We start from the raw sequence: 26,072 nt of genomic DNA, 5'->3' as shown, positions 1-26,072 counted from the left end.
TCCGGCCGACGTCCCCGACCTACGCCCCCGGCCGACGTCCCTGGCCGGCGTCCCCGGCTGACGTCGCGTCACCCGGCCGGACCGGATCACCGGACACCGGGACCGGGCGTCAGTAGCATGCTCCCGCGGGCCGTAGCCGCCGCCCGCGCCCGCCGCGCCACGCGGCCCACCCGACGGAGAGGCCATGGGCAGTTCCCGGCAGAACGTCACCTTCCCCGGCAACGGGGGTCCGGCGCACGGCTATCTGGCCCTGCCCTCCCAGGGGGTGGGCCCCGCCGTCCTGGTGGTCCAGGAGTGGTGGGGCCTGACCAGCCACATCGCCGACCTGGTCGACCGCTTCGCCGAGGCGGGCTTCGTCGCCCTCGCGCCCGACCTGTACGGCGGCGCGGTGGCGCACGACCGCGAGGAGGCCGCCCGGATGAAGGCCGAGCTGCCGGCCGAACGGGCCGCCCGGGAGCTGCGCGGCGCGGTCGACTTCCTGCTGGACCACCCCGGGGTGGTCGGCGACGCCATCGGCGTGGTCGGCCTCTGCATGGGCGGCGGTCTGGCCCTGGTCCTGGCTGCCCGGGAGGGTGACCGGGTGGCGGCCGTGGTGCCGTTCTACGGCCTGCCCGACGACGACGGCTTCGACTACCGCGGCCTCACCGCGCACGTGCTCGGGCACTACGCCGAGCAGGACCGCTCCTACCCGCCGGCCGCCGTGGACGAGGCGGCGATCCGGATCGGCGAGGCGACCGACCGGCGTCCGGAGATCCACTTCTACCCGGCCGGCCACGCCTTCATGAACGACGAGAACCCGCGCGGCACCTACGACGCGCTCCAGGCCCGGATCGCCTGGCAGCGCACCCTCACCTTCCTCTGGGGGCACCTCGGCTGAGCGGCCGCCGGGGCCGCCGAATCCGATGGACGCGGGACGGTCCGTCCCCGCATCATCGTGCGATGCGCAGCGACCGAACCCCCGCCCGCCGCTTCGCCTGGGCGGGCCGTGACTACCGGATCCAGACGGCGGCCACGGTGGTCAGCGGGCTCGGCAACGCCGGCGCGCCGATCGCCACCGCCTTCGCCGTCCTGGAGGGCGGCGGCACCGTCGCCGAGGTCGGCTGGGTCTCCGCGGCCCGGCTGGTCCCGCTGGTGGCGTTCCTGCTGGTCGGCGGCGCCCTGGCGGACAGGATCCCGCGACAGCGGGTGATGGCCGCGGCCAACCTGTTCAACGCCCTCGCGCAAGGCCTCCTCGCCGCCCTGGTGCTCGCCGGTTCGGTCCCGCTCTGGGCGCTGCTGCTGCTCTCCGCGGCCGGCGGCGTCGGCCAGGCGTTCTACGCCCCCGCCGCCGAGGGAATGATCATGGAGGCGGTCGAGCCGGCGCACGCGGGCAAGGCGTTCTCGGTCTACCGGATGGCGCTCAACGGCTCCCAGATCGGCGGAGCCGCCCTCGGCGGGGCGCTGACCGCCGCGGCCGGGCCCGGCTGGGTGCTGGCCCTGGACGCGGCCGGCTTCGCGGTCGCCGCCGGCCTGCGGCTGCTGCTCCGCGCCGCCCCCGGTGACCGGGGACCGTCCGGCGGCGGCATGCTGGGCGAACTGCGCTCCGGCTGGCGGGAGTTCGCCTCCCGCCGATGGCTCTGGGGAGTGGTGCTGCAGTTCTCCGTGGTGATGGCCTGCATCAACGCGGTGGACTCGGTCTACGGCGCGGTCGCGGCCGAGCAGCGGATGGGCGGCGCCCGGGACTGGGGCCTGGCGCTGTCCGGGTTCGGCATCGGGATGCTGGCCGGCGGGGTGCTGATGACCCGTTGGCGGCCGAGCCGGATCCTGCTGGCCGGCAACCACGGGGTGTTCCTGTTCGCACTCCCGGCCCTCGGCCTCGCACTGCACGCGCCGCTGCCCGTCCTGGCCTGCGCCATGTTCGTCAGCGGCGCCGGGGTGACGGTCTTCGGCGTCAACTGGATGCTGGCCCTCCAGCAGGAGATCCCGCCCGCGATGTTCTCCCGGATCTGCGCCTACGACCACCTGGGCTCGCTCGCCCTCGCCCCGGTCGGCACCGCGCTGGCCGGGCCCGCCGCCGACGCCCTGGGTCTGGACGACGCCCTGTGGACCTGCGCCCTGGTGACGCTCGCACTCGCCGCCGCCGTCCTGGTCCTCCCGGAGGTCCGCGGGCTGCGCCGGGCGCCCGTCGCACCGGCCGCCACCGCCCCGCACGCCGCCGCACCGCCCGTTGCCCCTCCGCCCGTTGCCCCTCCGCCCGTTGCCGCGCCGGCCACCGCCGGGGAGCCGGTCGCCTGAAGCGACGGGGCCCGGGCGGCCGGCCGGGCAACCGGGCCGGGCCGCCCGGTCGTCCGAGTGGATACCGACCAACTCCCCGGGGGGAAGCCCGTGCACCGTCCGCTGCTCTTCGTCGACGTCGACGGCGTGCTCAACCCCGAGTGCCCGTACCCGGACACCGGGTTCGACCGCCACCACCTGCTCGGCCACACGGTGCTCGTCTCCGGCGTGCACGGCGCATGGCTGCGCGAGCTCGCCGCCGCGTACCAGCTGGTCTGGGCCACCACCTGGGAGGAGCACGCCAACCTCCACCTGTCGCCGCTGCTCGGCCTGGAGCAGCTGCCCGTGGTGCGGTTCACCGGGTACGTGCCGCAGCCCGACGACCCGAAGGTGCCGGTGCTGGACGTGTTCTCCGCCCGCAAGTGGGCACCGATCGTGCGGTACGCCGAGGGCCGGCCGTTCGCCTGGATCGACGACGTCATCCCGTCCAGCCTGCTGCGCCGGACCTTCCTCAGGCGCGACCGGGTGCTGCTGCGGATCGAGGCCGGCCAGGGGCTGCAACGCCGGCACGTGGACCGGCTGCTGACCCGGCCGCCGATGGCGTCCCGTCTGCGGGCCCTGAACCGCGACCAGTCCACCCGTCACTGATTGGCATTGTCGGGAAACGCCCGGTCAGGGATAGATTTCGCCGTATGCGAATCCGGATCATCGACGCCTTCACCGACCGCCCGTTCAGCGGCAACCCCGCCGCCGTCTGCCTGCTCGACGGGCCGCACTGGCCGCACCCCGAGCAGATGCGCCGGATCGCCGCCGAGATGAACCTCTCCGAGACCGCGTTCGCCGTCCCGCTGCTCGCCGGCGGCGAGGCCGACTGGGGGCTGCGCTGGTTCACCCCGGTCGAGGAGGTCAACCTGTGCGGGCACGGTACCCTGGCCACCGTCCACGCCCTCCAGGGCGACGGGCTGCTCGGCGAGGGCTGGGTCCGTTTCGACACCCGCGGCGGCCTGCTGCGGGCCCTCGCCGAGGCGGACGGCACCATCACCCTGGACTTCCCGGCCAACCCCCACCTGCCGGTCGACACCCTGCCCGGGGTCGAGGAGGCCCTCGGCCGGCCCGTGCTCGCCGCGTACGAGACCGGCGCGCTGGCCGACTACCTCGTCCTGCTCCCCGACGAGCACGCCGTGCGCGCCCTGGCACCGGACTTCGGCGCCCTGACCCGGCTGCCGGTGCGCGGGGTCCTGGCCACCGCCCCGGCGGACGACCCGGCCGCCGGGTACGACTTCGTGTCGCGGTTCTTCGCGCCGGCGGTCGGGATCACCGAGGACCCGGTGACCGGCAGCGCCCACACCGCGCTCGCGCCGTACTGGGCCGAGCGCCTCGGCCGGACCAAGGTGACGGGCTACCAGGCGTCGGTGCGCGGCGGGCTGGTCCGCTGCGAGGTCACCGGCGACCGGGTGCTGCTGGCCGGGCGGGCCGTCACCGTCCTGGACGGCACCCTCCGGACCCTGCCGCAGGTCTGAGCCCCCGCCCGGCCGCCGCACCCGCCGACGGACCGGCCGACGACCGGCTGCCCGCCGGCTCACCCGGTGGGCAGCCAGCTCACGTGGCCCGCGAGCAGCGCGTAGCCGACGAAGGCGACCGTGTCGATCAGCGCGTGCGCCACCACCAGCGGCATCACCCGGCCCCAACGGCGGTACAGCAGGCAGAAGACCACGCCCATCACCATGTTGCCGACCAGCCCGCCGACACCCTGGTACAGGTGGTACGAGCCGCGCAGCACGGCGCTGGTCGCCACGGCGGCGGGCCACCCCCAGCCCAGCTGCCCGAGCCTGCGCAGCAGGTAGCCGAGGACGATCACCTCCTCCAGGATCGCGTTCTGCCAGGCCGAGGCGACCAGGACCGGGATCCGCCACCAGACGTCGGGCAGACCGGAGGGAGCCACCGTCAGATTGACGCCCGCGGCCTGGGCGGCCAGGTAGAGCGCGAGACCCGAACCGCCGATCGCGGCGGCCACGGCCGCGCCGCGCCGCAGGTCGGAGAGCTTGCGGGTGAGGTCGAAGCCGAGCACCCGCAGCGACGTGCCCTCGCGGACCAGCAGGTAGCCGACCAGCGCCACCGGCATCAGGCCGCGGGCGACGTAGTACAGCTGCCACGCGAGGTCCAGCCAGGGCCGGCCGGGCGCCCGGGACCCGTTCAGGACGGCGACCTGGCTGCCCAGCTTGACCGACTCGGTCAGCGAGCCGACGAAGCTGATGACGGCGGAGAGCCCGCTGGCCCCGAGCGAGAGCCCGAGGACGATCAGCAGTTCCACGGCCGGCAGCCGGCGGGAGCCCGGGGCGAATCCGGCCTGCGGGTCGGGCTCGGTCGAAGCGGTGGTCACCTGGTCTCCAGCGCGCGGTGCTCTGCCCCGTGGCCGACGTTCCCCGGGGCCCGGCGGCCTGGGCGGCCTCCGGGCCGATCATCCTTCCACAGCCGGATGAGAACCCGGGCCGCCCACCACGCCCGGCCGCACGCCCGGCCCGTGCCCGGCCGCACGCCGGCCCCGCGCCGGACGGTGTTACCCCACCGGCCAGGTGTGCACCGGCTCGCCCCCGCGCATGTGCTCCAGGTAGCGGCGGGTCATCGCGGCGATCGCCGCCTGCGGGTCCATCCCGAACTGCTCCCGCAGGCGGTGCACGGTGGCCGCCTGCCAGGAGGCGCCGTTGGTCCGCCGTAGGCAGCGCTGCTCGATGATCCCGAGGTAGCGGTCCCGGTCGGCCGGCTCGACGCCCCACTCGTCCAGCCCCTGGTACGCCAGCGGCAGCAGCTCGTTCAGGACCAGGTCGGTGGCGGCCACCGGCGCGGTGCCCCGCGCGGAGCGGCCGCGCCCGGGCCACTGCAGGACGGCGTCGATGCCGTGCCGGGCGGCGGTGTGGAAGTTCTCGTCCGCCTGGGCGAAGGAGAGCCGGTTCCAGATCGGCCGGGGCTGTTCGGCGAGCACCCGCACCAGGCCGTAGTAGAAGGCGGCGTTCGCCAGGGTGTCGGTCACCGTGGGCCCGGCGGGCAGGCAGCGGTTCTCCACCCGCAGGTGTGCCACCCCGTCGGCGATGTCGTAGACCGGCCGGTTCCAGCGGTAGATGGTGCCGTTGTGCAGCCGCATCTCGGCGAGCCTGGGGACGCCACCGGAGGCGAGCACCTTCGCCGGGTCCTCGTCGTCGCAGATCGGCAGCAGCGCCGGGAAGTAGCGCAGGTTCTCGGCGAAGAGGTCCAGCACGGAGTCGACCCAGCGCTCGCCGAACCAGGTGATGGGGCGCACGCCCTGCGCCTTGAGCTCCGCCGAACGGGTGTCACAGGCTTGTTGGAACAGGACGGGGCGCGTCTCCCGCCAGAGCTCCCGCCCGAACAGGAACGGCGAGTTGGCGCCGAGCGCCAGCTGGACGGACGAGATCGCCTGGGCCGCGTTCCAGACCGAGGCGAACCGGTCCGGGGTGACCTGGAGGTGCAGCTGGAGCGAGGTGGCCGCGGCCTCCGCCACCATCGAGACCGACTCCACCGCGAGGTGCTCCACCCCGTCGATGTCCAGCGCGATGTCCTCCCCGCGCGCGGCCAGGATCTGGTCGCTGAGCAGGGTGTACCGGTCGTTGTGGGACATCGCCTCCAGGCCGGTGTGGTCCAGGTCGAGGGTCGGCAGGATGCCGACCATGACGATCCGGGCCCCCACCTCGGCCGCCTTGCGGTCGGCGTAGCGCAGCCCGGTGTCGATCTCCTCGCGCAGGTCCTCCAGGACGTGGCCGCCGAGCCGACGGGGCGCGATGTTGACCTCGACGTTGAACTGGCCGAGCTCGGTCTGGAAGTCGGCGGAGGCGATCGACTGCAGCACCCTGGTGTTCCCCAGCACCGGCAGGCCCTGCTCGTCCACCAGGTTGAGCTCGATCTCCAGGCCCATCATCGCCCTGGGCCGGTCGAACCGCTGCTCCCTCAGCATCCGCTCCAGCACGTCCAGACAGGACTGGAGCTTGCGCCGGTAGAGCTGCCGGTCGGACAGTTCCGCGCGGGTCGCCACGACCTTCTCGCCCATGGGTGCCCTCCCTCCCCCTCGGTCGACAGTGCAAGCAATATGCCCATCCGGAAGATCGATAGCCCGTGGTCTCGAACACGTCGTCGGGACAAGGATCCTGACCGACTTTCAGTGACAGTCCGACTTGTGCCACACCACCGAACGTGATAAGAAGGTCACCCTGCGCACCTGTTCGAGTAGAATTCGCACTGCGCCCCGGCCCGGCCGCCCGCCACTCGACCCCCTCGCCGACATCGGCTGGTCGACGGCGGGCCCGCGCACGCACAGCGATCATGCCCAACCGGACACGGCCCAGGCCCCGCCACATCGACGCCATGCCGGTATGCCGCACTCGCACGCCGATCTCGCACGGAGAGGCGACTCACCATGACCCTGCAGACCCCTCAGCCCCCGCCCGGCGCACTGCGCGCGGTGCTGGCCGCCCTCGACTCCGAGACCGGGCTCCGACAGCCCGCCGCCTCGGTCCTGCGCCACGGCCCCGGCCCGCTGCAACCCGCGCACCCGCTGGCGGTCTACGTCCTGGAGCGCCCGGGGGCCAGCCCCACCGAGGCCAGGCGGACCGGCTGGCGGTTCCTGGTGAGGAACGGCGCGGGCGAGTACGCGGCCTCGGCCGAGGTGGTCGAGACCCCGGGCGGGCACACCTTCTCCCACTTCACGGCGGGCCCCTACCCGGATTCCACGCTGCGCGCCCTGCGACAGGCCTGGCAGCTCGCCCACGCGGCGCACACCCGGCACCAGCCACGGTTGCTGTCGATGCCGGGCCACTACGCGACCGCCCTCTGGCTGCACAGCCCGGCCCCGGGCGAGGACCTGATCATCCCGCTCGCCCCGGCCCCGGTCGGCGTCACCGCGCACCGGGTGTACCCGGCCGCCGAACTGCTCGCCGCACTCGACCACTCGCCGGTGGCGGCGCCGGCCCTCCTCGGCCGCCCCTGAAGCCCGACACCCCCCGGACGGGCCATCGGGGACTGACCTCTTCGGGTCAGTCCCCGATGGCCCGTCCGGCGCCGTCCGCGCCCGTAGGACAACCGGCCGGGTGGAATCGGGCTCCCGTTTGTGGCGCACGTCACGAAATGGCTGCGCGGGGGTCTCCGGACACCGACACTGGGAACCAGCACGGAGGACCAGCTGTCCTACCCGTTGCGGAGCCGGTTCACACCTGAGCCGGCCGGCAGGATCCGCCGGCAGGGCGGCGCCCAGGGGGGTGGCCGTGCGGCGGGTGTGGATCGCGAGCGAAGCGAGGGTACAACGATGTGCCAGCACCGTATTGAGTGTCCTACCGCCGACTCCTCCGACCGCGAGGCGGCCGTCCCCGTGGCGCTCCACCCCGACCAGGGGTGGAGCCTGCTGTGCAACGGCGTCCTGCTCTTCGAGGACACCGGCGAGCTGCTGCCGGACGGCCGGGTGATCGCGCCGCACCGGCCGCTCGCCTTCGCGTCCTGACGGCCGCGCCCGGGAAACCGCTCGGGACGACCGCACCGGACGACCGCACCGGACAACGGGGAGGGCCCCGGAGGATCGATCCTCCGGGGCCCTCCGTCGTCACCGCGCTCAGACGCCGTAGTCGTCCAGCGGCGGGCAGGAGCAGACCAGGTTGCGGTCGCCGTACGCACCGTCGATCCGGCTCACCGGCGGCCAGTACTTGTCGGCCGGGTTGACGCCGGCCGGGAAGACCGCCTCCTGGCGGGTGTACGCGCGCTCCCAGTCACCGGCCATGGTGGCGGCGGTGTGCGGGGCGTTGCGCAGCGGGTTGTCCTCGGCCGGCCAGGCGCCGGAGCCGACCTTCTCGATCTCCGCGCGGATCTCGATCATCGCGGCGCAGAACCGGTCGATCTCGTGCAGGTCCTCGGACTCGGTGGGCTCGATCATCAGCGTGCCGGCCACCGGGAAGGACATGGTCGGGGCGTGGAAACCGTAGTCGATCAGGCGCTTGGCGATGTCGTCCACGGTCACCCCCGTCTCCTTGGTGAGCGGGCGCAGGTCGATGATGCACTCGTGCGCGACCAGGCCGCCGGGGCCGGTGTAGAGCACGGGGTAGTGCGGGGCGAGCCGCTTGGCGATGTAGTTGGCGTTCAGCACCGCCACCTGGGTGGCGCGCTTGAGGCCCTCGCCGCCCATCAGCCGGACGTACGCCCAGGAGATCGGCAGGATCGCGGCCGAGCCCCACGGGGCGGCCGAGATCGGGCCGACGCCGGTGGCCGGGCCGGCCTCGCTCTGCAGCGGGTGGTTGGGCAGGTACGGCGCGAGGTGCGAGCGCACCGCGACCGGGCCGACGCCGGGGCCGCCGCCGCCGTGCGGGATGCAGAAGGTCTTGTGCAGGTTCAGGTGCGAGACGTCCGCGCCGAACTTGCCGGGCTTGGCGAGGCCGACCAGGGCGTTCAGGTTGGCGCCGTCCACGTACACCTGGCCGCCGGCCTCGTGCACGGCCGCGCAGATGTCGGTGATCTGGGTCTCGAACACGCCGTGGGTGGACGGGTAGGTGACCATCAGCACGGCGAGCTGATCGCGGTGCTGGTCGATCTTGGCCTGGAGGTCCTCGACGTCCACGTCGCCGTCGGTCAGGGTCTTGACGACCACCACCCGCATGCCCGCCATCACGGCGGAGGCGGCGTTGGTGCCGTGCGCGGAGGCGGGGATCAGGCAGACGTCGCGCTGGGTGTCACCGTTCGCCAGGTGGTAGGCGCGGACGGCCAGCAGGCCGGCCAGCTCGCCCTGCGAACCGGCGTTGGGCTGGATCGACACGGCGTCGTAGCCGGTCACCTCGACCAGCTGGTGCTCCAGCTCGCGGATCAGGCTAAGGAAGCCGCCGACCTGCTCGACCGGCGCGAACGGGTGCAGTTGGCCGAACTCCGGCCAGGTCACCGGCTCCATCTCGGTGGTCGCGTTGAGCTTCATGGTGCAGGAGCCCAGCGGGATCATGCCGCGGTCCAGCGCGTAGTCGCGGTCCGACAGGCGGCGCAGGTAGCGCAGCATGGCGGTCTCGGAGCGGTGGCTGTGGAAGACCGGGTGGGTCAGGTACTCGTCCTCGCGCAGCAGGCCGGCCGGCAGGGTGTCGGCGGCCTCGGCGACCTCGGTGTCCTGGAGGCCGAAGGCGGCCCAGACGGCGGCCAGGTGCTCGCGGGTGGTGGTCTCGTCGCAGGAGATCGAGACGGTGTCCGCGTCCGCGCGGAACAGGTTGACGCCGGCCTCGGCGGCGGCGGCGACCACCTCGGCGGCGCGACCGGGGACGCGCGCGCTGACGGTGTCGAAGAACGAGCCGTGGACGAGCTCCACACCGCCGGCCCGCAGGCCCTCCGCCAGGGCGGCGGCGTAGCGGTGGGTGCGGCGGGCGATGTCGGCCAGGCCGTCCGGGCCGTGGTAGACCGCGTACATCGAGGCCATCACGGCGAGCAGCACCTGGGCGGTGCAGATGTTGCTGGTGGCCTTCTCGCGGCGGATGTGCTGCTCACGGGTCTGCAGCGCCAGCCGGTAGGCGCGGTTGCCGTCGGTGTCGACCGAGACGCCGACCAGCCGGCCGGGCAGGTTGCGGGCGTACTGGGCGCGCACGGCGAGGTAGCCGGCGTGCGGGCCGCCGAAGCCCATCGGGACGCCGAAGCGCTGCGAGGTGCCGCACGCGATGTCCGCGCCCAGCTCGCCCGGGGACTTCAGCAGGGTCAGGGCCAGCAGGTCGGCGGCGACGGCCACGACCGCGCCGAGCCCGTGCGCCTGCTCGATCAGCGGCGCCAGGTCGCGGACCGCACCGGAGGCGCCGGGGTACTGCAGCAGCACGCCGAAGACGCCGCGCTCGGCGATCTCGGCCGGGATGCCCCCGGAGAGGTCGGCGACGACCACCTCGACGCCGGTCGGCACGGCGCGGGTCTCGATCACCGCGACGGTCTGCGGCAGGGTGTCGGCGTCGATCAGGAAGACACCGCCCTTGACCTTGGTGACCCGGCGGGCCAGCGCCATCGCCTCGGCGGCGGCGGTGCCCTCGTCCAGCAGCGAGGAGCCGGAGGTGTCCAGGCCGGTCAGGTCGGAGACCAGGGTCTGGAAGTTGAGCAGCGCCTCCAGGCGGCCCTGGGAGATCTCCGGCTGGTACGGGGTGTAGGCGGTGTACCAGGCCGGGTTCTCCAGCACGTTGCGCAGGATCACCGGCGGGGTGAAGGTGCCGTAGTAGCCCAGGCCGATCATCGAGGTGAACACCTGGTTGCGGGCCGCGAGGGCGCGGAGCTCGGCGAGCACCTGGGCCTCGCTGCGGGCACCCGGGAGGTCCAGCGCGGCCAGGCTCTTGATCGCGTCCGGGACGGCGGCGTCGGACAGCTCGTCCAGCGAGGCGTAACCGATGTGCGCCAGCATCTTCTGCTGGGCGTCGGTGTCCGGGCCGATGTGGCGGGTCTCGAAGGGGCTGGCCTGCTCGAGCTCGGCGAGGGTGGCGTCGCTGCGGCGACCGTTGATCGGCTGGGCGTTCATGGGGGTCGAGGCCTCCTGGTCGATGACCGGCTGGGGTGCGGGCGCCGACCGGCCTTCGCCGCTGGGGACAGCGGGGACCATGAGCGCACGAACCCGACAGGCCTCCCCCTCTGTCATCGGGACCTGAGAGCTTCGCCCGCACGGGCGGCCCGAGGACCGTCCGTCGGCTTGCACCGTCGGTGAGGGTGGTGTCGCCGGCTCCTGCGCCGGCGCTCCTGCCCTGCTTTCCAGAGTGACCTGTCCCACACGGTACGGATGCCTGAGAGATTCCGGGGAGGAGTTGCTCCTTCGGCGCCCCGACCACCCGGAACACCGGGCTCGGGGACTCTCCCGAGCGGGCTCGGCGGTCGCCGCCCAGGGTACCAGCGCGAATCCCGAGGATCACCGGCCCAGGAGGAGGGATCGGTCACCCCCGTGCCCCGGACGGCGGCGCTCGGGTCGCCTGCGCCCGATAGATGGCATTTCGTATGAAGTGGCGGCTGGCCAGCTCCTTCATCCGCCCCTGACGGCCTTTCACAGGAGCAGGAGTGGAGGACAGCGTGCAGACCGATATCGATCCGCGCGACCTGATCGGGCACAAGGCGGTCGACCGCAACGGCGACAAGATCGGTACGGTCGACGAGGTCTATCTCGACGACGCCACCGGTGAGCCCGAGTGGGCCGCCGTGCGGACCGGGATCTTCGGCCGGGACGCCTTCGTCCCGCTGACGACCAGCGAGTTCGCGGGGGACGAACTGCGGGTGCCCTACGACAAGTCGCTGATCAAGGAGTCCCCGGACTTCGGAGTGGGCCAGCACCTCTCACCCGCCCAGGAGCTCCAGCTCTACCGCTACTACGGCCTGGACACGGGCAACCCCGCGCCGCCGGCCTCGGTCACCAACGGTTCGGCTCCGGCCGTCGCCGCGGCGGCGGCAGCCGCCTCGGACCGCAGCAAGGACCTGGACTTCGGCAAGGTCTCCTCGACGCCCTCGCCGGCGACCTCCCCCGAGGGGCAGACCATGGGCGCACCGACCGCCTTCACCTCGACGCCGCAGGCCGCCGCGCCGATGGCCGCCGCACCGGCCCCCGCGCACCCGGACGACACCCCCACCGTGCAGCGCCCCGCCGCACAGCCGGCGGCCCCGCCCCACACCCAGCAGCACACCCAGTACGGCGCGCAGACCCACCCGCAGCCGATGCCCGCGGCGGAGCCCCGCCGGCCCGCGGCCGAGCAGCCCGCCGCGGAGCGCCCCACGGTGGAGCGGCCCCCGGCGGAGCAGGGCGCCGGGACCTCCGCCGGCTCGCCGAGCGCCCCGGTGGAGATCACCTGCCGGGAGGAACGGCTGGACATCACCACCCAGTGGCACGTGCTCGGCACCGCCCGGCTGCGCAAGTACGTCACCAGCGCGCCGGTGGAGCGCAAGGTGCCGGTGGTGCGCGAGCGGGTCCGGGTGGAGCGGGTGCCCGTCACGGACGCGGAGCGGGCCTCGCTGGCCGAGCAGGACATCGCCGAGGCCGTGGAGGAGGTCACCCTGCGCGAGGAGCGCCCGGTGGTGCGCAAGTACCTGGCGCCGATCGAGCGGGTGCGCCTGGTGGTGGAGCGCTACACCGAGGAGGCGGTGGTCCGCGAGGAACTGCGCCGCGAGCAGGTGGAGATCCACGACGGCACCGTCGGTTCCTCCGGCTCCCCGGGCGGGCCGTCCAACGGCACGGCGCAGCGGTCCGCGCCGGGCAACGGGGCGATGGCGGACACCGTACGGCCGGAGCCGCTGCGCCCGTCCTGAACCTTCCGGCAGCCGCCGTTGCCTGGCCCCGTCCCCGCCGCAGCGGGGGCGGGGCCTTCGCTTTGCCAAAGCTTCACCGATCGATATTTGACACACTGAACTATTCACCGGCATGGTTACTTCATTCGATTCACTATCTCGTGCTTGAAGCACTCCGCTTCGAGCAGCCAGAACCGGAGGAAGAACCGTGAGTGAGGCATCTCAGCCCACCATCACGGCCGACAAGCCGACCAGCGCCCGGGTGCTCCCCGCCCTGGTGCTGGCCATGCTGGCGTTCAGCGTGGTGCAGACCGCAGTCGTCCCGATCCTGCCCTCGCTGGCCAAGGAGCTGAACGTCTCCGGGTCCAACATCACCTGGCTGATGACGGCCAACCTGCTCTCGGCCGCCGTGCTCACCCCGCTGCTCGGCCGCTTCGGCGACCTGCGCGGCCGCAAGCCGATGCTGCTGGTCTCGCTGGCCGGCCTGGTGGCCGGCTCGGCGCTCGCGGTCGGCACCCACTCCTTCACCTGGCTGGTCGTCGCCCGCGTCCTTCAGGGCGCCGGCGGCGGCGTGCTGCCGCTGGCCATCAGCATCGTGCGTGACGAGCTCCCCCGGGAGAAGGTCACCGGCGGCGTCGCGATGATCAGCGCCTCGATGGGCGTCGGCAGCGGCCTCGGCCTGGTCGCCACCGGCCTGCTGCTGGAGCACTGGAGCTACAAGTCCATCTTCTGGATGGGCCTGGTCTTCGGCCTCATCGCGGTCGCCCTGGTCGCCCTGCGGGTGCCCAAGGACCCGGTGGTCGACAAGGAGGGCGGCGCGGACCCGCTCGGCGCCATCACCCTCGCCGGCTGGCTCTCCGCCCTGCTCGTCGCCGTCAGCCAGGGCAACAACTGGGGCTGGACCTCCAACCGCACGCTCGGCCTGTTCGCCGTCGCCGCCGTGGTCGCGCTGGTCTGGATCATCATCGAGACCAAGGTCAGCCACCCGCTGGTCGACATGAAGATGATGTCCCGCCCGGCCGTCGCCTTCACCAACATCTCCGGCCTGCTGATCGGCTTCGGGATGTACGGCTCCTTCCTGGTCATCAGCAACTTCGCGCAGACCCCGGAGAAGCTCGCCCACTACGGCTTCACCGCCACCGTGCTGCACGCCGGTGTGATGCTGCTGCCGTCCGCCGTCGGCTCGATGGTCGCCGCCCCCGTCGGCGCGCTGCTCATCGCCCGCCGCGGCCCCCGGCTGCCGCTGGTCCTCGGTGGCGTGCTCGGCGCCGTCGCGATGTTCTACCTCGCCCTCCGCCACGGCCACGAGGCCGACCTGTACCTCTCCTCCGCGGTCTTCGGCCTCGGCGTCGGCCTCGCCTACGCCGCCATGCCGGCCTACATCAACGGCGCCGTGCCGGTCGAGCAGAGCGGCATCGCCAACGGCATGAACGCCGTGCTGCGCACCGTCGGTGGCGCCGTCGGCACCGCCGTGATGGGCGCCATCCTGACCGGCGACACCATCAAGCACCTGCCGATCCCGGTGCTGCTGCCCACCCTGGACGCGTACAAGCACGCCTTCTGGACGGCCGGTGTGATGTGCCTGGTCGCCGCCGTCGTGCCGTTCGCCATCCGCCGGATCAAGCCGGTCGGCGCCCCCGTCGAGGCGGCCGCCACCAGCCCCGAGCGGGTCAAGACCGACGCCTGACGAGGCGTCCACCCTCGCGGTCCGGGACAGGCCGCGAGGAGACCGGGCCCCGGCGGTCGCGAGGGCATCGCGACCGCCCCGGCCCGGCCCGGCAGACGGCTCCGCACCTGGGACGGGTGCGGGGCCGTTGTCGTACCCGCACACCCGACACCCCGGCCGGTCCCCGCGCCCGCCCGCCGCTCAGCGCAGCGGCACCGCCCCGGACGGCCGCAGCTGCGGATCGTCGATGGCGAAGGTGCGCACCCGGCCGGGCGGGCTGTCCGGCGTCTCGAACCGGACCGTCACCCGCCCCACCCCACTGCCCTGCACCCAGCCGGCGCCGTACTGCTCGTGCGTCACGTCCTCGCCCGGCCACCAGCGGCGGCCCGCCGGGACCTCCGGCGGGGCCTCCGGGGGCGGCTCGGCGGCGGGCCGCAGCTCCTCCTCCCCCGCCGCCGGGGCGGCCCCCCGGACGGCCTGCGCGAACAAGTCCTCCTGGGTGTAGTCCGCGAGCTGCGCGACGCCCACCCCGAGCAGGCGCACCCCGCCCGTGGTCTCCACCTGAAGGGCGAGCCGACGGGCGGTGGACGCGATCACCTCCTCGTCGTCGGTGGGACCACGCAGCGTCTCCGACCGGGTGAGGGTGGAGAAGTCGAAGCGCCGGACCTTCAGCACCACCGTGCGGCCCGAGCGGCCGGCCGCCCGCAGCCGGCGCACGCAGCGGGCCGCCAGCACGTCGATCTCGTGCATGATCTGGTCCCGGTCCGCGAGGTCGACCTCGAAGGTGTCCTCCACCGAGACCGACTTGGCGTCCCGGTCGGGCACCACCGCGCGCTCGTCGACACCCGTCGACATCTGGAACACCCCCGTCCCGTGCGCCCGGCCGAGCAACTGCACCAGCTCCTCCTGCCCGGCCGCCGCCAGATCGGCGACGGTGGTCAGCCCCGCCCGCCGCAGCGCCTGCTCGGTGGCCGGGCCGATCCCCGGCAGTGCCCGGACCGGCATCGGACTGAGCACGGCCTGCTCGGAGCCGATCTCCACCAGCACCAGCCCGTCCGGCTTGGCCTGCTCCGAGGCGATCTTGGCCATCAGCTTGGAGCCGGCCGCACCGACCGAGGCCGTCAGCCCCGTCCGCTCCAGGATGTCCGCCCGCAGGTCCTCCGCCAGCGCCAGCACCAGCCGGGCCCCCTCGGCCGGCCCGGCCTGCTCCAGCGCCGGACCGTACGGGCCCGCCTCCAGGTCGACGAAGGCCTCGTCCAGGCTGAGCGGCTCGACCAGGGGCGAGCGCTCCCGCAGCAGCCCCATCACGATGTCGCTGGCCCACCGGTAGGCCTCGAACCGGCCGCTCAGGAAGGCCGCGTTCGGACAGAGCCGGCGGGCCTGGGCCATCGGCATCGCCGAGTGCACCCCGAACCTGCGGGCCTCGTAGGAGGCGGTCGACACCACGCCCCGGCCGCCGAGCCCGCCCACCACCACCGGCTTGCCGCGCAGACTCGGCTTGGCCGCCTGCTCCACCGCGGCGAAGAAGGCGTCCATGTCGAGGTGGATGATGCTCGGCACTGTCCGCACCCGTCGATCATCCCGCAGGGGTCTGACATCGCGTTCGAGCGACGGGCCGGGCCCCGGTCGAGCCCCGCCGGATCAGCGCGCCGACGCGTCCGCCAGGGCCCGGGAGACCCCGGCCTCGCGCGGGCCGAGGAACTGCGGGTCCGGCCTCAGCCAGGCGTCCAGCGCCGCCTTCCCCGCCCCGGGGATCTCCCGCAGACCGCCGTAGTACCAGGTGGCGTTGTGGCCCTCGTCGACCCCGACGGCGTACGAGTCGATGCCCGCCGCCTCGCACAGCGCCAGCGCCCGGCGGACGTGGAAGGTCTGACTGACCAGCACCGCCCGGTCGACCCCGAAGACCTGACGCGCCCTGGCACAGGAGTCCCAGGTGTCGAAGCCCGCGTAGTCGCCGACCACCCGCACCTCCGGCACACCGCGCTCGATCAGATAGTGCCGCATCGCGTCCGGCTCGTCGTACTCCTTCCGGCCGTTGTCGCCGGTCACCAGGATCGCCTGCACCTTGTGCTGCCGGTACAGCTCCAGCGCGGCGTCCAGCCGGTGCGCCAGGTACGGCGAGGGCTCGCCGTCGAACAGGCCCGCGCCGAACACCACCGCGACCGGCGCCGACGGCGCGCTGCCCACCGTGCCCACCCGGTCGCCCTCGTCCAGCCAGAGCCAGGTGCTGGGCGCCAGCGCCAGCACACCGCCCAGGACGGCCGCGTGGAACCAGCGGCGCTGCCCGCGCCTGCTGCCGACTCCCGCTCTCCGAAGCATCCGACGCACCCGGCCGAGCATGCCGCCCCACCCCCTGGCCTTGACCGATTCCACCCGTCCCGACGTGCCGAAGGGCCCGGACGGTTCCCCGTCCGGGCCCTCGGTCACCGTCCTGTTGCCTGCCGCGGACAGAGCCCGCCGCACGCCGGGGCGGGCGGTGCCCCGGTGTCAGCCGGCCCGGTTGCGCCGCTGCGCCAGCTCGTCCGCCGGGTCGTGGCCGACGTGCGTCTCGCCGGTGTCGGTCCGCTCCGCGTGCAGCCGACCCAGGGCGACCTCCAGTTCCTTGCCGACCGCACCGACGGCGATGCCGAACATGCCCTGACCGCCGCCGAGCAGGTCGACCACCTGCTGCGGGGAGGTGCACTCGTAGACCGTCGCACCGTCGCACATCAGCGTGAGCCCCGCGAAGTCGGCCGGCTCGGCGGACTGCAGGTGGCTGACGGCGACCCGGATGTTCTGCAGCGACACCCCGGCGTCCAGCAACCGCTTCACGATCTTCAGCAGCAGGATGTCGCGGAAGCTGTAGAGGCGCTGCGCGCCGGCCGGGTACGCCGACCGCACGCTGGGCTCCAGCAGGCCGGTGCGCGCCCAGTAGTCCAGCTGCCGGTAGGTGATCCCGGCGGCCGCGCACGCCGTCGGGCCGCGGTAGCCCAGCAGCGCCGAGGTCGGGGCGAGCCGCTCGATCGCGGGCTGGCCGGCCTGCACCGCGGGGAACCGGCCCAGCCGGGGCCGTTCGGGATCCAGGGTCTCGGCCGCGTCGGCACCCCGGGGGGGCGCCAGCAGGCCGCGGGTGCTGCGCGGGAGGTGCACGGCGCACAGGCTCCCGGCAGCCAGGTCGTCGCCGGTGCCGCTCATGCCAACCTCCGTCCACTGCTGCTGCGGGCCGTCCGGGCCCCGGGTGGCCCAACGAACCGGAGCCATCCCTGACGGTAAGCAGTCGCCAGAGACCCGTCAACGATCGCCACGCCGGGCGTCACCGCCAATGTCACTCCACCGAGTGGTTTTCCGTAGCCTCAGCGTGGGCATCTTCGGGGGCTCGGCCCTGCGCAACTTGCGGACGACTCCGGCCGGAGATAAAGAACCGGCCGGGCCCCGGCCGGTCGTCGTCCCACCGGCCGGGCCGACGGGAGGACACCTACTGCTGCCCGCCGAAGTCCTCCGGCGAGACCTGGTCGAGGAACTCGCGGAACTTCTCCACCTCGTCCTCCTGCTCGTCCGGGATCGAGATGCCCGCCTCGGCCAGCACTTCCTCGCTGCCGTAGATCGGCGTACCCGTCCGCAGCGCCAGCGCTATGGCGTCGGAGGGGCGCGCGCTCACCTCGACACCGCCCGCGAAGACCAGCTCGGCGTAGAACACACCCTCCCGCAGGTCGTTGATCCGCACCTCGGTCAGCTGGTGTCCCAGCGCGTCGAGCACGTCCTTGAAGAGGTCGTGCGTCAACGGCCGCGCCGGCGTCATGCCCTGCTGCGCGAAGGCGATCGCGGTCGCCTCGCCCGGTCCGATCCAGATCGGCAGGTACCGATCGCCCCCGACCTCCCGCAGCAGCACGATCGGCTGGTTGGACGGCATCTCCACCCGGACACCCACGACGTCGAGCTCATTCACATTCGTAACCCTATGGCCCACACCGCCGATATGAAAGCGCAGCCTGTCGGCCCGGCCGATTCCGGCCGTCCGGGGGGCGGCCGGAGGGCGCGCCTGCTACGGCTTCGGACGCAGCCCGGCCTGCACCATCGCCGCGTGCAGGCGCACCGAGAGGGTCGCCAGCTCCCGCGCGGTGGCCTCCGCGTGAGTCCGGGTCTGCGGGTTGCGGTGGCGGCGCAGCGGAGCGACGACCTGCTCGACCAGGGCCACCTCGCGGTCCGCCGCCGCCTTCATCGCCCGCAGGTGCCGGGGCTCCAGGCCGTACCGGCCCAGCTCCGCCACCAGTCGGGCGATCTGCAGCGTCTCGCCGTCGAAGCCGCCGTCCGAACCGGCCGCGACCAGCCCGTACGCCTCCCACTCGGCCAACTCGCGCTCGCTCGACCCGGCGGCCGCCAGCAGTTCCGCCCGGCCCAGCCGGACGCCCGACGTCGGATGGGCGGCGACCAGCTCGCGGTCGGCCTCCTCCAACGGCCCCGGCCGGTTGTCCGCGGCGGGCAGGGCCGGCGGCTGCTCGCCGCGCTCCATGGCGTCCAGGTGCTCGCGGATCACCCGCAGCGGCAGGTAGTGGTCGCGCTGCATGCGCAGCACGTACGCCAGCCGCTCGACGTCGGCCGGGCTGAACTTCCGGTAGCCCGAGGGAGTCCGCTTGGGCTCCACCAGACCCTCCGCCTCCAGGAAGCGGATCTTGGAGATGGTGACCTCGGGGAAGTCGTCCCTGAGGTGGGCCAGCACGGCGCCGATGCTCAGCAGCTCGTCGCCCCGCCGCCGGACCTCGCCCGTGCGCCGCGAGGCGGGCACGGACGAGGATCCGAGGAGAGTGGGAGTGTTAGCGGTCACTCGGGCTCCAGCCGAAGTCGTGGTCAGTACCCCCGGTGGTGACTGGCGAAGAACACCAGCCGGTACTTGCCGATCTGCACCTCGTCGCCGTTGTTGAGCGCGACCTCCTCGATCCGCTCACGGTTGACGTAGGTGCCGTTGAGGCTGCCCACGTCGGCCACCGTGAAGCCGCCGTCCTGGCGGCGCCGGAACTCCACGTGCCGGCGCGAGACGGTGACGTCGTCCAGGAAGATGTCGCCCTGCGGGTGACGGCCGGCCTCGGTGACGTCCGAGTCCAGCAGGAAGCGGCTGCCCGAGTTGGGGCCGCGCTGGACGATCAGCAGGGCCGAGCCCGGCGGCAGCGCGTCGATGGCGGCGAGCACCTCGGGCGACAGCGCAGGAGTGGCGCCGGTGCCGGTGGCGTTGGGGTCGTAGGACTCCAGCCCCGAGATCGTGATGGTCGAGGTGGTCTCGGCCGCACCCTCGGGGTGCCCGCCCGCACGCAGCGGAGTACCGCAGTTGGAGCAGAACCTGGCCGTGGCCGGGTTCTGGTTGCCGCAGCGGGGACACGGGGAGGAGCCGGCCATGTTCACTGCCTCCTGGCGCGGCACACCCGGCTGGACGTGCCCGGCGTAGGGGTCCGGGGCGAACCCTCCACCAGAGGTTGAGGGTCCTGCCGGGAAACCTATGCGCGGGGCGCCCGTGGAATCAACCGACTCGCCGTACGCCGCGCCGAAGCCCTCGGTGGAGATGCCCGCGCCCTGGGTCGCGTTGTCGTCGCGGTAGAGCGGACGCTGCGCGTACTGGTCCGCGTCCGGCGCGGGGCGCATCCCCGGCACACCGGACTCCTCGTCGGCGCGGCGGTGGCGCGCGGTGGGCGCCTCGACCGCCGCGTCGCGACGGTTGCTGCGGCCGAAGAGCTTTGCGAAGAAACTCACGGGCGAATCCCCTTGTGTGTGACAGACCCGCCCGCGGGGCAGGGTGAGAGGCTCGGACCGGACGTGCACCCGAAATCGGGCAGGTACCGAGCGTGTGCTGTGTCCCAGTGTGACCGACCGTCGGCGGAGAGCCGCCACCGGGTCCTGACGGGAGTTGACGGGCCGTCCGAAATCCGCCCCGTCACTTCGCCGCCGGCTTGCCGTACTGCAGTTGCCCGGGCGCGGCCAGGGCGTCCACGACGACCTTCTGCTGCTGGGTGATCGTGGCGCGCGCCTGGTGGTTCTCCAGCGTCCGCACCACGCCCCCCGGAATGTTCAGCGCAGGGGTCAGGTCCTGCGGGTTGCCGACCACGGTGAAGCGGAACGGCTGCGACACGGCCTTGCCGTCGATCTGCACGCCGCTCGACGCGCCGTCCGTGAAGTAGGTGCCGGCCACCACTCGAACATCGTTGATCTGAATCGCCTCCGCCCCCGCCGCTCGCAGTTCTTGCAGGGTGTCGAGCAGCATATCTGCCTTCACCTGCCCTTGGGGATCATCGATGGTCAGCACGATCCCCGGCCCGGTCGCCCGGACCGTACCCGCCAGAACACCCAACTCCGCGCTCTTCTTCCTGGTCTGCTCCTGAGCCTCCTTGGCCTGGTTGGAACTGTTCTCCAACTGCGCCATCGACTGCTCCAGCTGCGTCTTCTCCTGCTGGAGACGCTGCTGGCGGCTGTCCAGTTCGTCGAGGATGCGGACAAGATCCTCCTGTCGCGCGCCGCGCAGCTGGTCGTGGTCGTTGGTCGACCGGACCTGGATGGCCAGCGCCAGCCCGAGCGAGAACAGCAGGACCGCCACCACCAGTTGCCCGCGGGAGATCCGCGGCGGCCACAGGGCCGCCCGCATCCGCCGCCGGCCGTCACCGGGCTCCTGGGCGGGCTCCTCCTCACCGGCCGCCCCGGGCTCCCCGGCCTCGGGCTCCGGCTCGGGGTGCGGGACGGGTACGGCCGCTGCTGCGGGGGCCGTGGCGGGCTCCTGCGCCGCCGGCTCCCCGACCGGCTCGGATTCCGTCTGCTCCGCCTCCACCGGCCGGGCCGGTACCGGCTCGCGGTCCGGCTGCTCCGCCACGGGCAGGTCGGCGGATTCCGGCTCGTTCTCGGGCAGGTCGGGTCGCACGTCGGGCTTGTCGTCCTTGTCCACGCCTTGCGCTCCCTACGCCCTGAACACGTGCCGACGGATGGCCGCCGCGTTGGAGAAGATCCGGATGCCGAGCACCACCACCACACCGGTGGACAGCTGCGATCCGACACCCAGCTGGTCGCCGAGGAACACGATCAGCGCCGCGACCACCACGTTCGACAGGAACGAGACCACGAACACCTTGTCGTTGAAGATCCCGTCCAGCATCGCCCGCACACCGCCGAACACGGCGTCCAGCGCCGCCACCACCGCGATCGGCAGGTAGGGCACGACGGCGTCGGGGACCTCGGGCTGTACGAAGAGGCCGACGACCACGCCGATCACGAGACCCAGTACGGCAATCACGGTGTTGGAGCTCCTGTCCCTGCGGTGGACGATGCGGTGGCGTTCTTGGTGCCCGACGGCTTGGGGGTCCGCGTCGCCTTCGCGGAGCCCGAGCCCGCCGACGCCGACGCCGAGGGGGACGGCGTGGACGGCGCGGAGGCGGACGGCGGTGGCTCGGACGGCGTCGTCGAGGCGGACGCGGACGGCGAGGCCGTCTCGGGCGTGTCCGGTCGGGCGAACCGGAGGGTGATGCCCAGGGCCGCCGGCAGCTGCAGGTTCTTCTGCACCGAGATGCTCGACTTGATGCCGTAGCTGTCCTGGATGATCCGCAGGTAGCGCCCGGCCTGGTTGTCCTGGAAGGCCTGGCCGAGCTGCTTCCCGTCGCCGATCGCCAGCACCGTGTACGGCGGCACCAGCGGCCGGTTGTCGACCAGGATCGCGTCGCCCGCCGCCCTGATCGCGGAGAGTGCGGTGAGCCGCTGCCCGTTGACGGCGACGGCCTCCGCGCCGGCCTGCCAGAGACCGTTCACCACGAGCTGCAGGTCGTGGTCCCGGAGGCGGCCGGAGTTGCGGAAGCCCTCGGCCTCGCGCGGGTTGCTGATGTTGCCGCCGCCGTTGGTGCCGTTCGCGTCCTCGATGACCAGCTTCACCCCCGGCCCGCTGATCTCGCCGGTCCCGGTCCCGGCCGCCAGCGCGCCCAGTCCGCCGTCGTCGCCGGCCCGGAGGGCGTCCTGCTGCGTGGTCTGGACCTTGTCGCGGAGCTGTCCGACCTGCTTCTGCAGGCCGTCCGCCGCCCCGTTGGCGTCCTTGATCCGGTGGACCAGCGCGTCGCGCTCCTTGGCCAGCGTCGGCTCGGCCTCGTGCGAGGTCACCGCACCCACCGTGACGACGGTCGTGGCCAGTGCCAGCCCGAGCGCCAGGACGAGCCGGCCGCGCAGGGAGGACGGCAGGCGGCTGGTCCCCTCCACGCCCGCGGCCCGGGCAGCCTCGGCGTAGCCGTCGTCCAGGCTGTGGTCCATCACCGTGGTCAGCAGGGACATCGAGGCGTCCGGACGGGCGAAGCGTCCGTCCCGGTCACTCGGCGTCGGCGTTGCTGGCATGCGGGACATCGTCCCATGTCCCCGACCGGGCGTACGACCTACCCCCACATGGCGGACACGAATCAGGACCGGATCGTGACATCTCCCGGGCGGGCCGACGGGGTGGGACGGCGGGGTGGGACGGCCTGCCCGGCCGTGCCACCCCGCCGTTCCCGTGCGGCTGCCCGGTGCTACCGGCCCGCGGAGTCCACCACCGCACCCCACTCGTCCAGCAACTGCTGGGCCGCCCGGTCGTCCGGGCCCTCGGCCCACAGGTGCGTGACGGCCTCGGCCGGGTCCGGCAGGACGAGCGTCCAGCGCCCGTCCGGCTCGACCACCCGCACGCCGTCGGTGGTGTCCAGCCGCCGCGAGCCGGCCGCCTCCACCACCGAGCGCATCACCATGCCCTTGGCCGCCCAGGGGGTGGCCACGTCGCGGCGCTGGATGTGCGCCTGCGGGATCCGCGCGTCGATCTGGCTGAGCGTGAGCTGCGTCCGGGCCACCAGCCCGACCAGCCGGACGAAGGCCGCGGCGCCGTCCAGCACACCGCTGAACTCCGGGACGACGAAGCCACCACGTCCGTCCCCGCCGAACACCGTGCCCTCGGCGGTGGCCGCCTTCGCCAGGTCGTCGGGCGAGGTGGACGTCCAGATGACCTGGGTCCCGTGGTACGCCGCCACCTGCTCGGCGATCCGCGTCGTGGTCACCGGCAGCGCCACCTGACCGCTGCGGCGCTCGGCCGCCACCAGGTCCAGCAGCACCAGCAGCGCCCGGTCGTCCTCGATCACGCGCCCCAGCTCGTCCACGAAGGACACCCGCTCGCCGACCGGGTCGAAGCGCACCCCGAAGGCCGCCCGCGAGGAGGCCACCAGCTCGCCGAGTCGCGCCAGGGCCGCCCGGCGTTCCTCGGCGTCCTCGGTCGGCCTGGACTCGTCCAGACCGCTGTCGACCGTCAGCGCCTCCACGCCGAGCCGGCCCAGGATGCTGGGCAGCACCAGCCCGGCGCTGCCGTGCGCGGCGTCCACCACGACCTTCAGCCCGGCCTCCCGGACGCCCGTGGTGTCCACCGCCCGCAGCAGGTTGCCCGCGTACGAGTCGAACACGCTGGCCGGGTGCAGCAGGTCGCCGATCTCACCGGGGAAGGCCCGCCGGAACTCCTGCCGGGAGTACACCCGGTCGAGCTTTCGCTGCTTGGCCTGCGACAGGTCGGCGCCGCGCTCGTCGAAGAACAGGATGTCGAGCGAGTCCGGCACACCGGGTGTGGTCCGCAGGAACACGCCGCCGGCGCTGCCGCGGGCGGTGTGCTGCCGGGCCACCGGCATCGGGACGTTCTCCAGGTCCCGGACGTCGATCGCGCTGGTCTGCAGCGCGGAGATCATGGCCCGCTTGAGCGCCCGCGCACCTCGCGAGTGGTCACGCGCGATGGTGACCGTCGCGCCCTTCTTCAGGGTCGTCGCGTACGCCCCGGCCAGCCGGACCGCCAGCTCGGGCGTGATCTCGACGTTCAGCACCCCGGAGACACCGCGCACCCCGAACAGGTGCTCCTGGCCGCGCGACTCCCAGATCACCGAGGTGTTGACGAACGCACCGGCCTCGATCGTCTTGAACGGGTAGACCCGGACGTTGGCGGCGATGTTCGATTCCTCGCCGATCAGGCACTCGTCACCGATCACCGCCCCGTCGTCGATCCTGGCGGCGCGCATGACATCGGTGTTCTTGCCGACCACGCAGCCGCGCAGGTTGCTCTGCGGGCCGATGTACACGTTGTCGTGCACGACGGCCTTGTGCAGGAACGCCCCGCGCTTCACCACGACGTTGCTGCCCAGCACCGTGTGCTCGCGCAGCTCGACGCCGGCCTCGACCTTGGCGTAGTCGCCGATGTACAGCGGCCCCCGCAGGACGGCCTCCGGGTCCACCTCGGCGCCCTCGGCGATCCACACGCCCGGTGAGATCTCGAAGCCGTCCAGCTCGACCTGGACCTTGCCCTCCAGCACGTCGGCCTGGGCCTTCACATAGCTCTCGTGGGTGCCGACGTCCTCCCAGTAGCCCTCGGCCACGTACCCGAAGACCGGCTTGCCCTCCTTGAGGAGTTGTGGGAAGACGTCGCTCGACCAGTCCACCGACTCACCGGCGGCCACGTAGTCGAAGACCTCGGGCTCCATCACGTAGATCCCGGTGTTCACCGTGTCGGAGAACACCTGGCCCCAGGTCGGCTTCTCCAGGAAGCGCTCGACCCGGCCCTCGTCGTCGGTGATCGTGATGCCGAATTCCAGAGGATTGGGCACGCGTGTCAGGCATACCGTGACGATCGCGCCCTTCGCCTTGTGGAAGGCGATCAGTTCGGAAAGATCGAAATCGGTCAGCGCATCACCGGAGATCACCAGGAACGAGTCGTCCTTGAGCGCGTCCTCGGCGTTCTTGACACTGCCCGCCGTACCCAGCGGGATTTCCTCATTGGCATAAGTGAGGTGCATACCCAGGTCTTCGCCGTCCCCGAAGTAGTTCTTGACCAGGGAGGCCAGGAACTGGACGGTGACGACGGTGTCCGAGAGGCCGTGCTTCCTGAGCAGCCGCAGCACGTGCTCCATGATCGGCCGATTGGCGACCGGCAGGAGAGGCTTCGGCATGCTTGAGGTCATCGGGCGGAGGCGGGTGCCCTCCCCGCCTGCCATCACAACGGCTTTCATTGCGGGTGCGTCCTCCTTCTCGGTGGTGGACCCTGTGGATCCATCAAACCGTTCAAGAGCTTGTCTACCCGGATCAAACCGTCCGACGCACCGTGTGGGCCGTGTGAAACCTCTCGGTTGCACGGCGACGGGTCAGGCCGCCGCGGCCCGCGCCGACTTCACGATCCGACCGGCCTGCACCGCGTACAGGATGCCGGCCCACCAGTAGAGGACCGTGCCCCACCAGATGAACGCCCAGCTGACCACTTCGGCCGTCCGGTTGAACCAGCTGTCGCCGTTGCCGAGGAGGAGGAGCGGGAAGGCGTACATCAGGTTGAAGGTGGCCGCCTTGCCCAGGAAGCTCACCTGCAGCGGCCCGTACCCGTACCGCGCCAGGATCGGCAGCAGCGCACCGATGAACACCTCGCGCGCCAGCAGGACGGCCGTCACCCACCACGGCAGGATCTCCCGCCAGGTGAGCCCGATCAGCGTGGACAGCACGTACAGCCGGTCCGCGGCCGGGTCGAGGATCTGCCCCAGCCGGCTGACCTGCCCCCAGCGCCGGGCCAGCTTCCCGTCGAGATAGTCGCTCACCCCGCTCGCCATCAGCAGCACGACCGCCCAGCCGTCGTTGTTCGGCCCGCCGAACACCGGCCAGAGGATCAACCACAGGAAGACCGGGACTCCCACCAGCCGGGCCATGCTCAGCAGGTTGGGAATGGTGAGGACGCGGTCCGTCTGGACCCGCGTCTCCTGGACCTCCACCTGGGGGCCTCCTGGTGCGTACGACAACTTGTGCGGCATTGACCATACAGCAAAGAAGCCCCCCACCTGGGAAGGTGGGGGGCTTCTCTGAAAGATTGTTCGGCGGCGTCCTACTCTCCCACAGGGTCCCCCCTGCAGTACCATCGGCGCTTTGAGGCTTAGCTTCCGGGTTC

The 26,072-nt window shown here is 72.8% G+C and carries 22 protein-coding genes, 1 rRNA gene and 1 riboswitch; of the genes, 8 read left to right on the top strand and 15 right to left on the bottom strand.

The genetic code is table 11. From position 1 onward, the window contains the following. The first annotated feature begins 184 nt into the window (after positions 1–184). From ACIOFR_RS32675 to ACIOFR_RS32660, 4 genes are all read left to right on the top strand, one after another. Complete coding sequence (locus ACIOFR_RS32675) at positions 185–877, top strand: dienelactone hydrolase family protein (RefSeq protein WP_401002865.1); 693 nt, start codon at positions 185–187, stop codon at positions 875–877. A gap of 62 nt (positions 878–939) precedes the next feature. Beyond that, on the top strand, positions 940–2,274 hold the full coding sequence (locus ACIOFR_RS32670) for an MFS transporter (protein ID WP_401002864.1): 1,335 nt from the start codon (positions 940–942) through the stop codon (positions 2,272–2,274). 90 nt (positions 2,275–2,364) lie between these two features. Further along, entirely contained in the window at positions 2,365–2,901 is a 537-nt protein-coding gene (locus ACIOFR_RS32665; RefSeq protein ID WP_401002863.1) for an HAD domain-containing protein, read from the top strand. Positions 2,902–2,945: 44 nt separating this feature from the next. Then, positions 2,946–3,773 carry a PhzF family phenazine biosynthesis protein gene (locus ACIOFR_RS32660; RefSeq protein ID WP_401002862.1) on the top strand — a complete coding sequence of 276 codons (828 nt, stop codon included), beginning with the start codon at positions 2,946–2,948 and terminating at the stop codon, positions 3,771–3,773. Between the two features lie 59 nt (positions 3,774–3,832). Here the strand turns inward: ACIOFR_RS32660 and ACIOFR_RS32655 are convergent, their stop codons facing one another. Together ACIOFR_RS32655 and ACIOFR_RS32650 are read right to left on the bottom strand one after the other, a co-directional pair. Beyond that, a complete protein-coding gene (locus tag ACIOFR_RS32655) occupies positions 3,833–4,633 on the bottom strand; it encodes a CPBP family intramembrane glutamic endopeptidase (RefSeq protein WP_401002861.1) in 801 nt (266 codons plus the stop codon). 177 nt (positions 4,634–4,810) lie between these two features. Further along, positions 4,811–6,310, bottom strand: coding sequence for a glutamate-cysteine ligase family protein (locus tag ACIOFR_RS32650; RefSeq protein WP_401002860.1), 1,500 nt, complete (start codon positions 6,308–6,310; stop codon positions 4,811–4,813). Between the two features lie 366 nt (positions 6,311–6,676). On the opposite strand from ACIOFR_RS32650, the gene ACIOFR_RS32645 reads away from it, so the two are divergent. Further along, the gene (locus ACIOFR_RS32645) at positions 6,677–7,246 is read left to right on the top strand and encodes a hypothetical protein (RefSeq protein WP_401002859.1); all 570 of its coding nucleotides are present in this window, start codon (positions 6,677–6,679) and stop codon (positions 7,244–7,246) included. A 315-nt stretch (positions 7,247–7,561) separates the two neighbouring features. Further along, positions 7,562–7,753: a DUF5999 family protein gene (locus ACIOFR_RS32640; RefSeq protein WP_401002858.1), complete on the top strand. Its 192-nt coding sequence runs from the start codon at positions 7,562–7,564 to the stop codon at positions 7,751–7,753. Positions 7,754–7,861: 108 nt separating this feature from the next. Here ACIOFR_RS32640 and gcvP read toward each other — a convergent pair whose 3' ends face one another. Further along, a complete protein-coding gene (gcvP, locus tag ACIOFR_RS32635; RefSeq protein WP_401002857.1) occupies positions 7,862–10,759 on the bottom strand; it encodes an aminomethyl-transferring glycine dehydrogenase in 2,898 nt (965 codons plus the stop codon). Between the two features lie 237 nt (positions 10,760–10,996). Beyond that, positions 10,997–11,102, bottom strand: a riboswitch (glycine riboswitch). 196 nt (positions 11,103–11,298) lie between these two features. Here gcvP and ACIOFR_RS32630 point away from each other — a divergent pair. Beyond that, positions 11,299–12,522 (top strand): PRC and DUF2382 domain-containing protein, encoded by a 1,224-nt coding sequence (locus tag ACIOFR_RS32630; RefSeq protein WP_401002856.1) that lies wholly within the window; start codon positions 11,299–11,301, stop codon positions 12,520–12,522. Positions 12,523–12,709: 187 nt separating this feature from the next. Next, positions 12,710–14,188, top strand: a complete 1,479-nt coding sequence (locus ACIOFR_RS32625) for an MFS transporter (protein ID WP_401002855.1) — start codon at positions 12,710–12,712, stop codon at positions 14,186–14,188. A 180-nt stretch (positions 14,189–14,368) separates the two neighbouring features. On the opposite strand, the gene ACIOFR_RS32620 is transcribed toward ACIOFR_RS32625, so the two are convergent. The 12 genes from ACIOFR_RS32620 to rrf all read right to left on the bottom strand — a co-directional run. After that, positions 14,369–15,736 (bottom strand): DNA polymerase IV, encoded by a 1,368-nt coding sequence (locus ACIOFR_RS32620; RefSeq protein ID WP_401002854.1) that lies wholly within the window; start codon positions 15,734–15,736, stop codon positions 14,369–14,371. A gap of 72 nt (positions 15,737–15,808) precedes the next feature. Further along, a complete protein-coding gene (locus ACIOFR_RS32615) occupies positions 15,809–16,486 on the bottom strand; it encodes a vancomycin high temperature exclusion protein (protein ID WP_401002853.1) in 678 nt (225 codons plus the stop codon). A gap of 168 nt (positions 16,487–16,654) precedes the next feature. After that, positions 16,655–17,341 (bottom strand): MerR family transcriptional regulator, encoded by a 687-nt coding sequence (locus tag ACIOFR_RS32610; RefSeq protein WP_401002852.1) that lies wholly within the window; start codon positions 17,339–17,341, stop codon positions 16,655–16,657. Positions 17,342–17,621: 280 nt separating this feature from the next. Then, on the bottom strand, positions 17,622–18,092 hold the full coding sequence (locus ACIOFR_RS32605) for a bifunctional nuclease family protein (RefSeq protein ID WP_371495469.1): 471 nt from the start codon (positions 18,090–18,092) through the stop codon (positions 17,622–17,624). Between the two features lie 96 nt (positions 18,093–18,188). Then, the gene (locus tag ACIOFR_RS32600; RefSeq protein WP_401002909.1) at positions 18,189–18,929 is read right to left on the bottom strand and encodes a MerR family transcriptional regulator; all 741 of its coding nucleotides are present in this window, start codon (positions 18,927–18,929) and stop codon (positions 18,189–18,191) included. A 62-nt stretch (positions 18,930–18,991) separates the two neighbouring features. Then, positions 18,992–19,885, bottom strand: a complete 894-nt coding sequence (locus ACIOFR_RS32595) for an FHA domain-containing protein (protein ID WP_401002851.1) — start codon at positions 19,883–19,885, stop codon at positions 18,992–18,994. A 181-nt stretch (positions 19,886–20,066) separates the two neighbouring features. Then, positions 20,067–20,951 carry a DUF881 domain-containing protein gene (locus tag ACIOFR_RS32590; protein WP_401002908.1) on the bottom strand — a complete coding sequence of 295 codons (885 nt, stop codon included), beginning with the start codon at positions 20,949–20,951 and terminating at the stop codon, positions 20,067–20,069. Positions 20,952–21,077: 126 nt separating this feature from the next. Next, a complete protein-coding gene (locus tag ACIOFR_RS32585; RefSeq protein ID WP_033825430.1) occupies positions 21,078–21,410 on the bottom strand; it encodes a small basic family protein in 333 nt (110 codons plus the stop codon). Further along, complete coding sequence (locus tag ACIOFR_RS32580) at positions 21,407–22,489, bottom strand: DUF881 domain-containing protein (RefSeq protein WP_401002850.1); 1,083 nt, start codon at positions 22,487–22,489, stop codon at positions 21,407–21,409. The genes ACIOFR_RS32585 and ACIOFR_RS32580 overlap by 4 nt, the downstream gene beginning before the upstream one ends. Before the next feature lie 170 nt (positions 22,490–22,659). After that, entirely contained in the window at positions 22,660–25,155 is a 2,496-nt protein-coding gene (locus ACIOFR_RS32575) for a sugar phosphate nucleotidyltransferase (RefSeq protein WP_401002849.1), read from the bottom strand. A 132-nt stretch (positions 25,156–25,287) separates the two neighbouring features. After that, a complete protein-coding gene (gene pgsA / locus ACIOFR_RS32570; RefSeq protein ID WP_401002848.1) occupies positions 25,288–25,899 on the bottom strand; it encodes a CDP-diacylglycerol--glycerol-3-phosphate 3-phosphatidyltransferase in 612 nt (203 codons plus the stop codon). 97 nt (positions 25,900–25,996) lie between these two features. Further along, positions 25,997–26,072: ribosomal RNA gene (gene rrf, locus ACIOFR_RS32565) — 5S ribosomal RNA — on the bottom strand; the annotation flags it as partial.

The organism is Kitasatospora sp. NPDC088346, assembly GCF_044740765.1.
In the GTDB taxonomy this organism is placed as follows: domain Bacteria; phylum Actinomycetota; class Actinomycetes; order Streptomycetales; family Streptomycetaceae; genus Kitasatospora.
This window is presented reverse-complemented; position numbering and strand designations above follow the sequence as displayed.

What these genes read in the sequence shown, in the direction of transcription:
- ACIOFR_RS32675 (WP_401002865.1), top strand. Translation starts at nt 185, where the DNA reads ATGGGCAGTTCCCGGCAGAACGTCACCTTCCCCGGCAACGGGGGTCCG.
- ACIOFR_RS32670 (WP_401002864.1), top strand. Translation starts at nt 940, where the DNA reads ATGCGCAGCGACCGAACCCCCGCCCGCCGCTTCGCCTGGGCGGGCCGT.
- ACIOFR_RS32660 (WP_401002862.1), top strand. Translation starts at nt 2,946, where the DNA reads ATGCGAATCCGGATCATCGACGCCTTCACCGACCGCCCGTTCAGCGGC.
- ACIOFR_RS32650 (WP_401002860.1), bottom strand. Translation starts at nt 6,310, where the DNA reads ATGGGCGAGAAGGTCGTGGCGACCCGCGCGGAACTGTCCGACCGGCAG.
- ACIOFR_RS32645 (WP_401002859.1), top strand. Translation starts at nt 6,677, where the DNA reads ATGACCCTGCAGACCCCTCAGCCCCCGCCCGGCGCACTGCGCGCGGTG.
- ACIOFR_RS32640 (WP_401002858.1), top strand. Translation starts at nt 7,562, where the DNA reads ATGTGCCAGCACCGTATTGAGTGTCCTACCGCCGACTCCTCCGACCGC.
- gcvP (WP_401002857.1), bottom strand. Translation starts at nt 10,759, where the DNA reads ATGAACGCCCAGCCGATCAACGGTCGCCGCAGCGACGCCACCCTCGCC.
- ACIOFR_RS32615 (WP_401002853.1), bottom strand. Translation starts at nt 16,486, where the DNA reads ATGCTTCGGAGAGCGGGAGTCGGCAGCAGGCGCGGGCAGCGCCGCTGG.
- ACIOFR_RS32610 (WP_401002852.1), bottom strand. Translation starts at nt 17,341, where the DNA reads ATGAGCGGCACCGGCGACGACCTGGCTGCCGGGAGCCTGTGCGCCGTG.
- ACIOFR_RS32580 (WP_401002850.1), bottom strand. Translation starts at nt 22,489, where the DNA reads ATGCCAGCAACGCCGACGCCGAGTGACCGGGACGGACGCTTCGCCCGT.
- ACIOFR_RS32575 (WP_401002849.1), bottom strand. Translation starts at nt 25,155, where the DNA reads ATGAAAGCCGTTGTGATGGCAGGCGGGGAGGGCACCCGCCTCCGCCCG.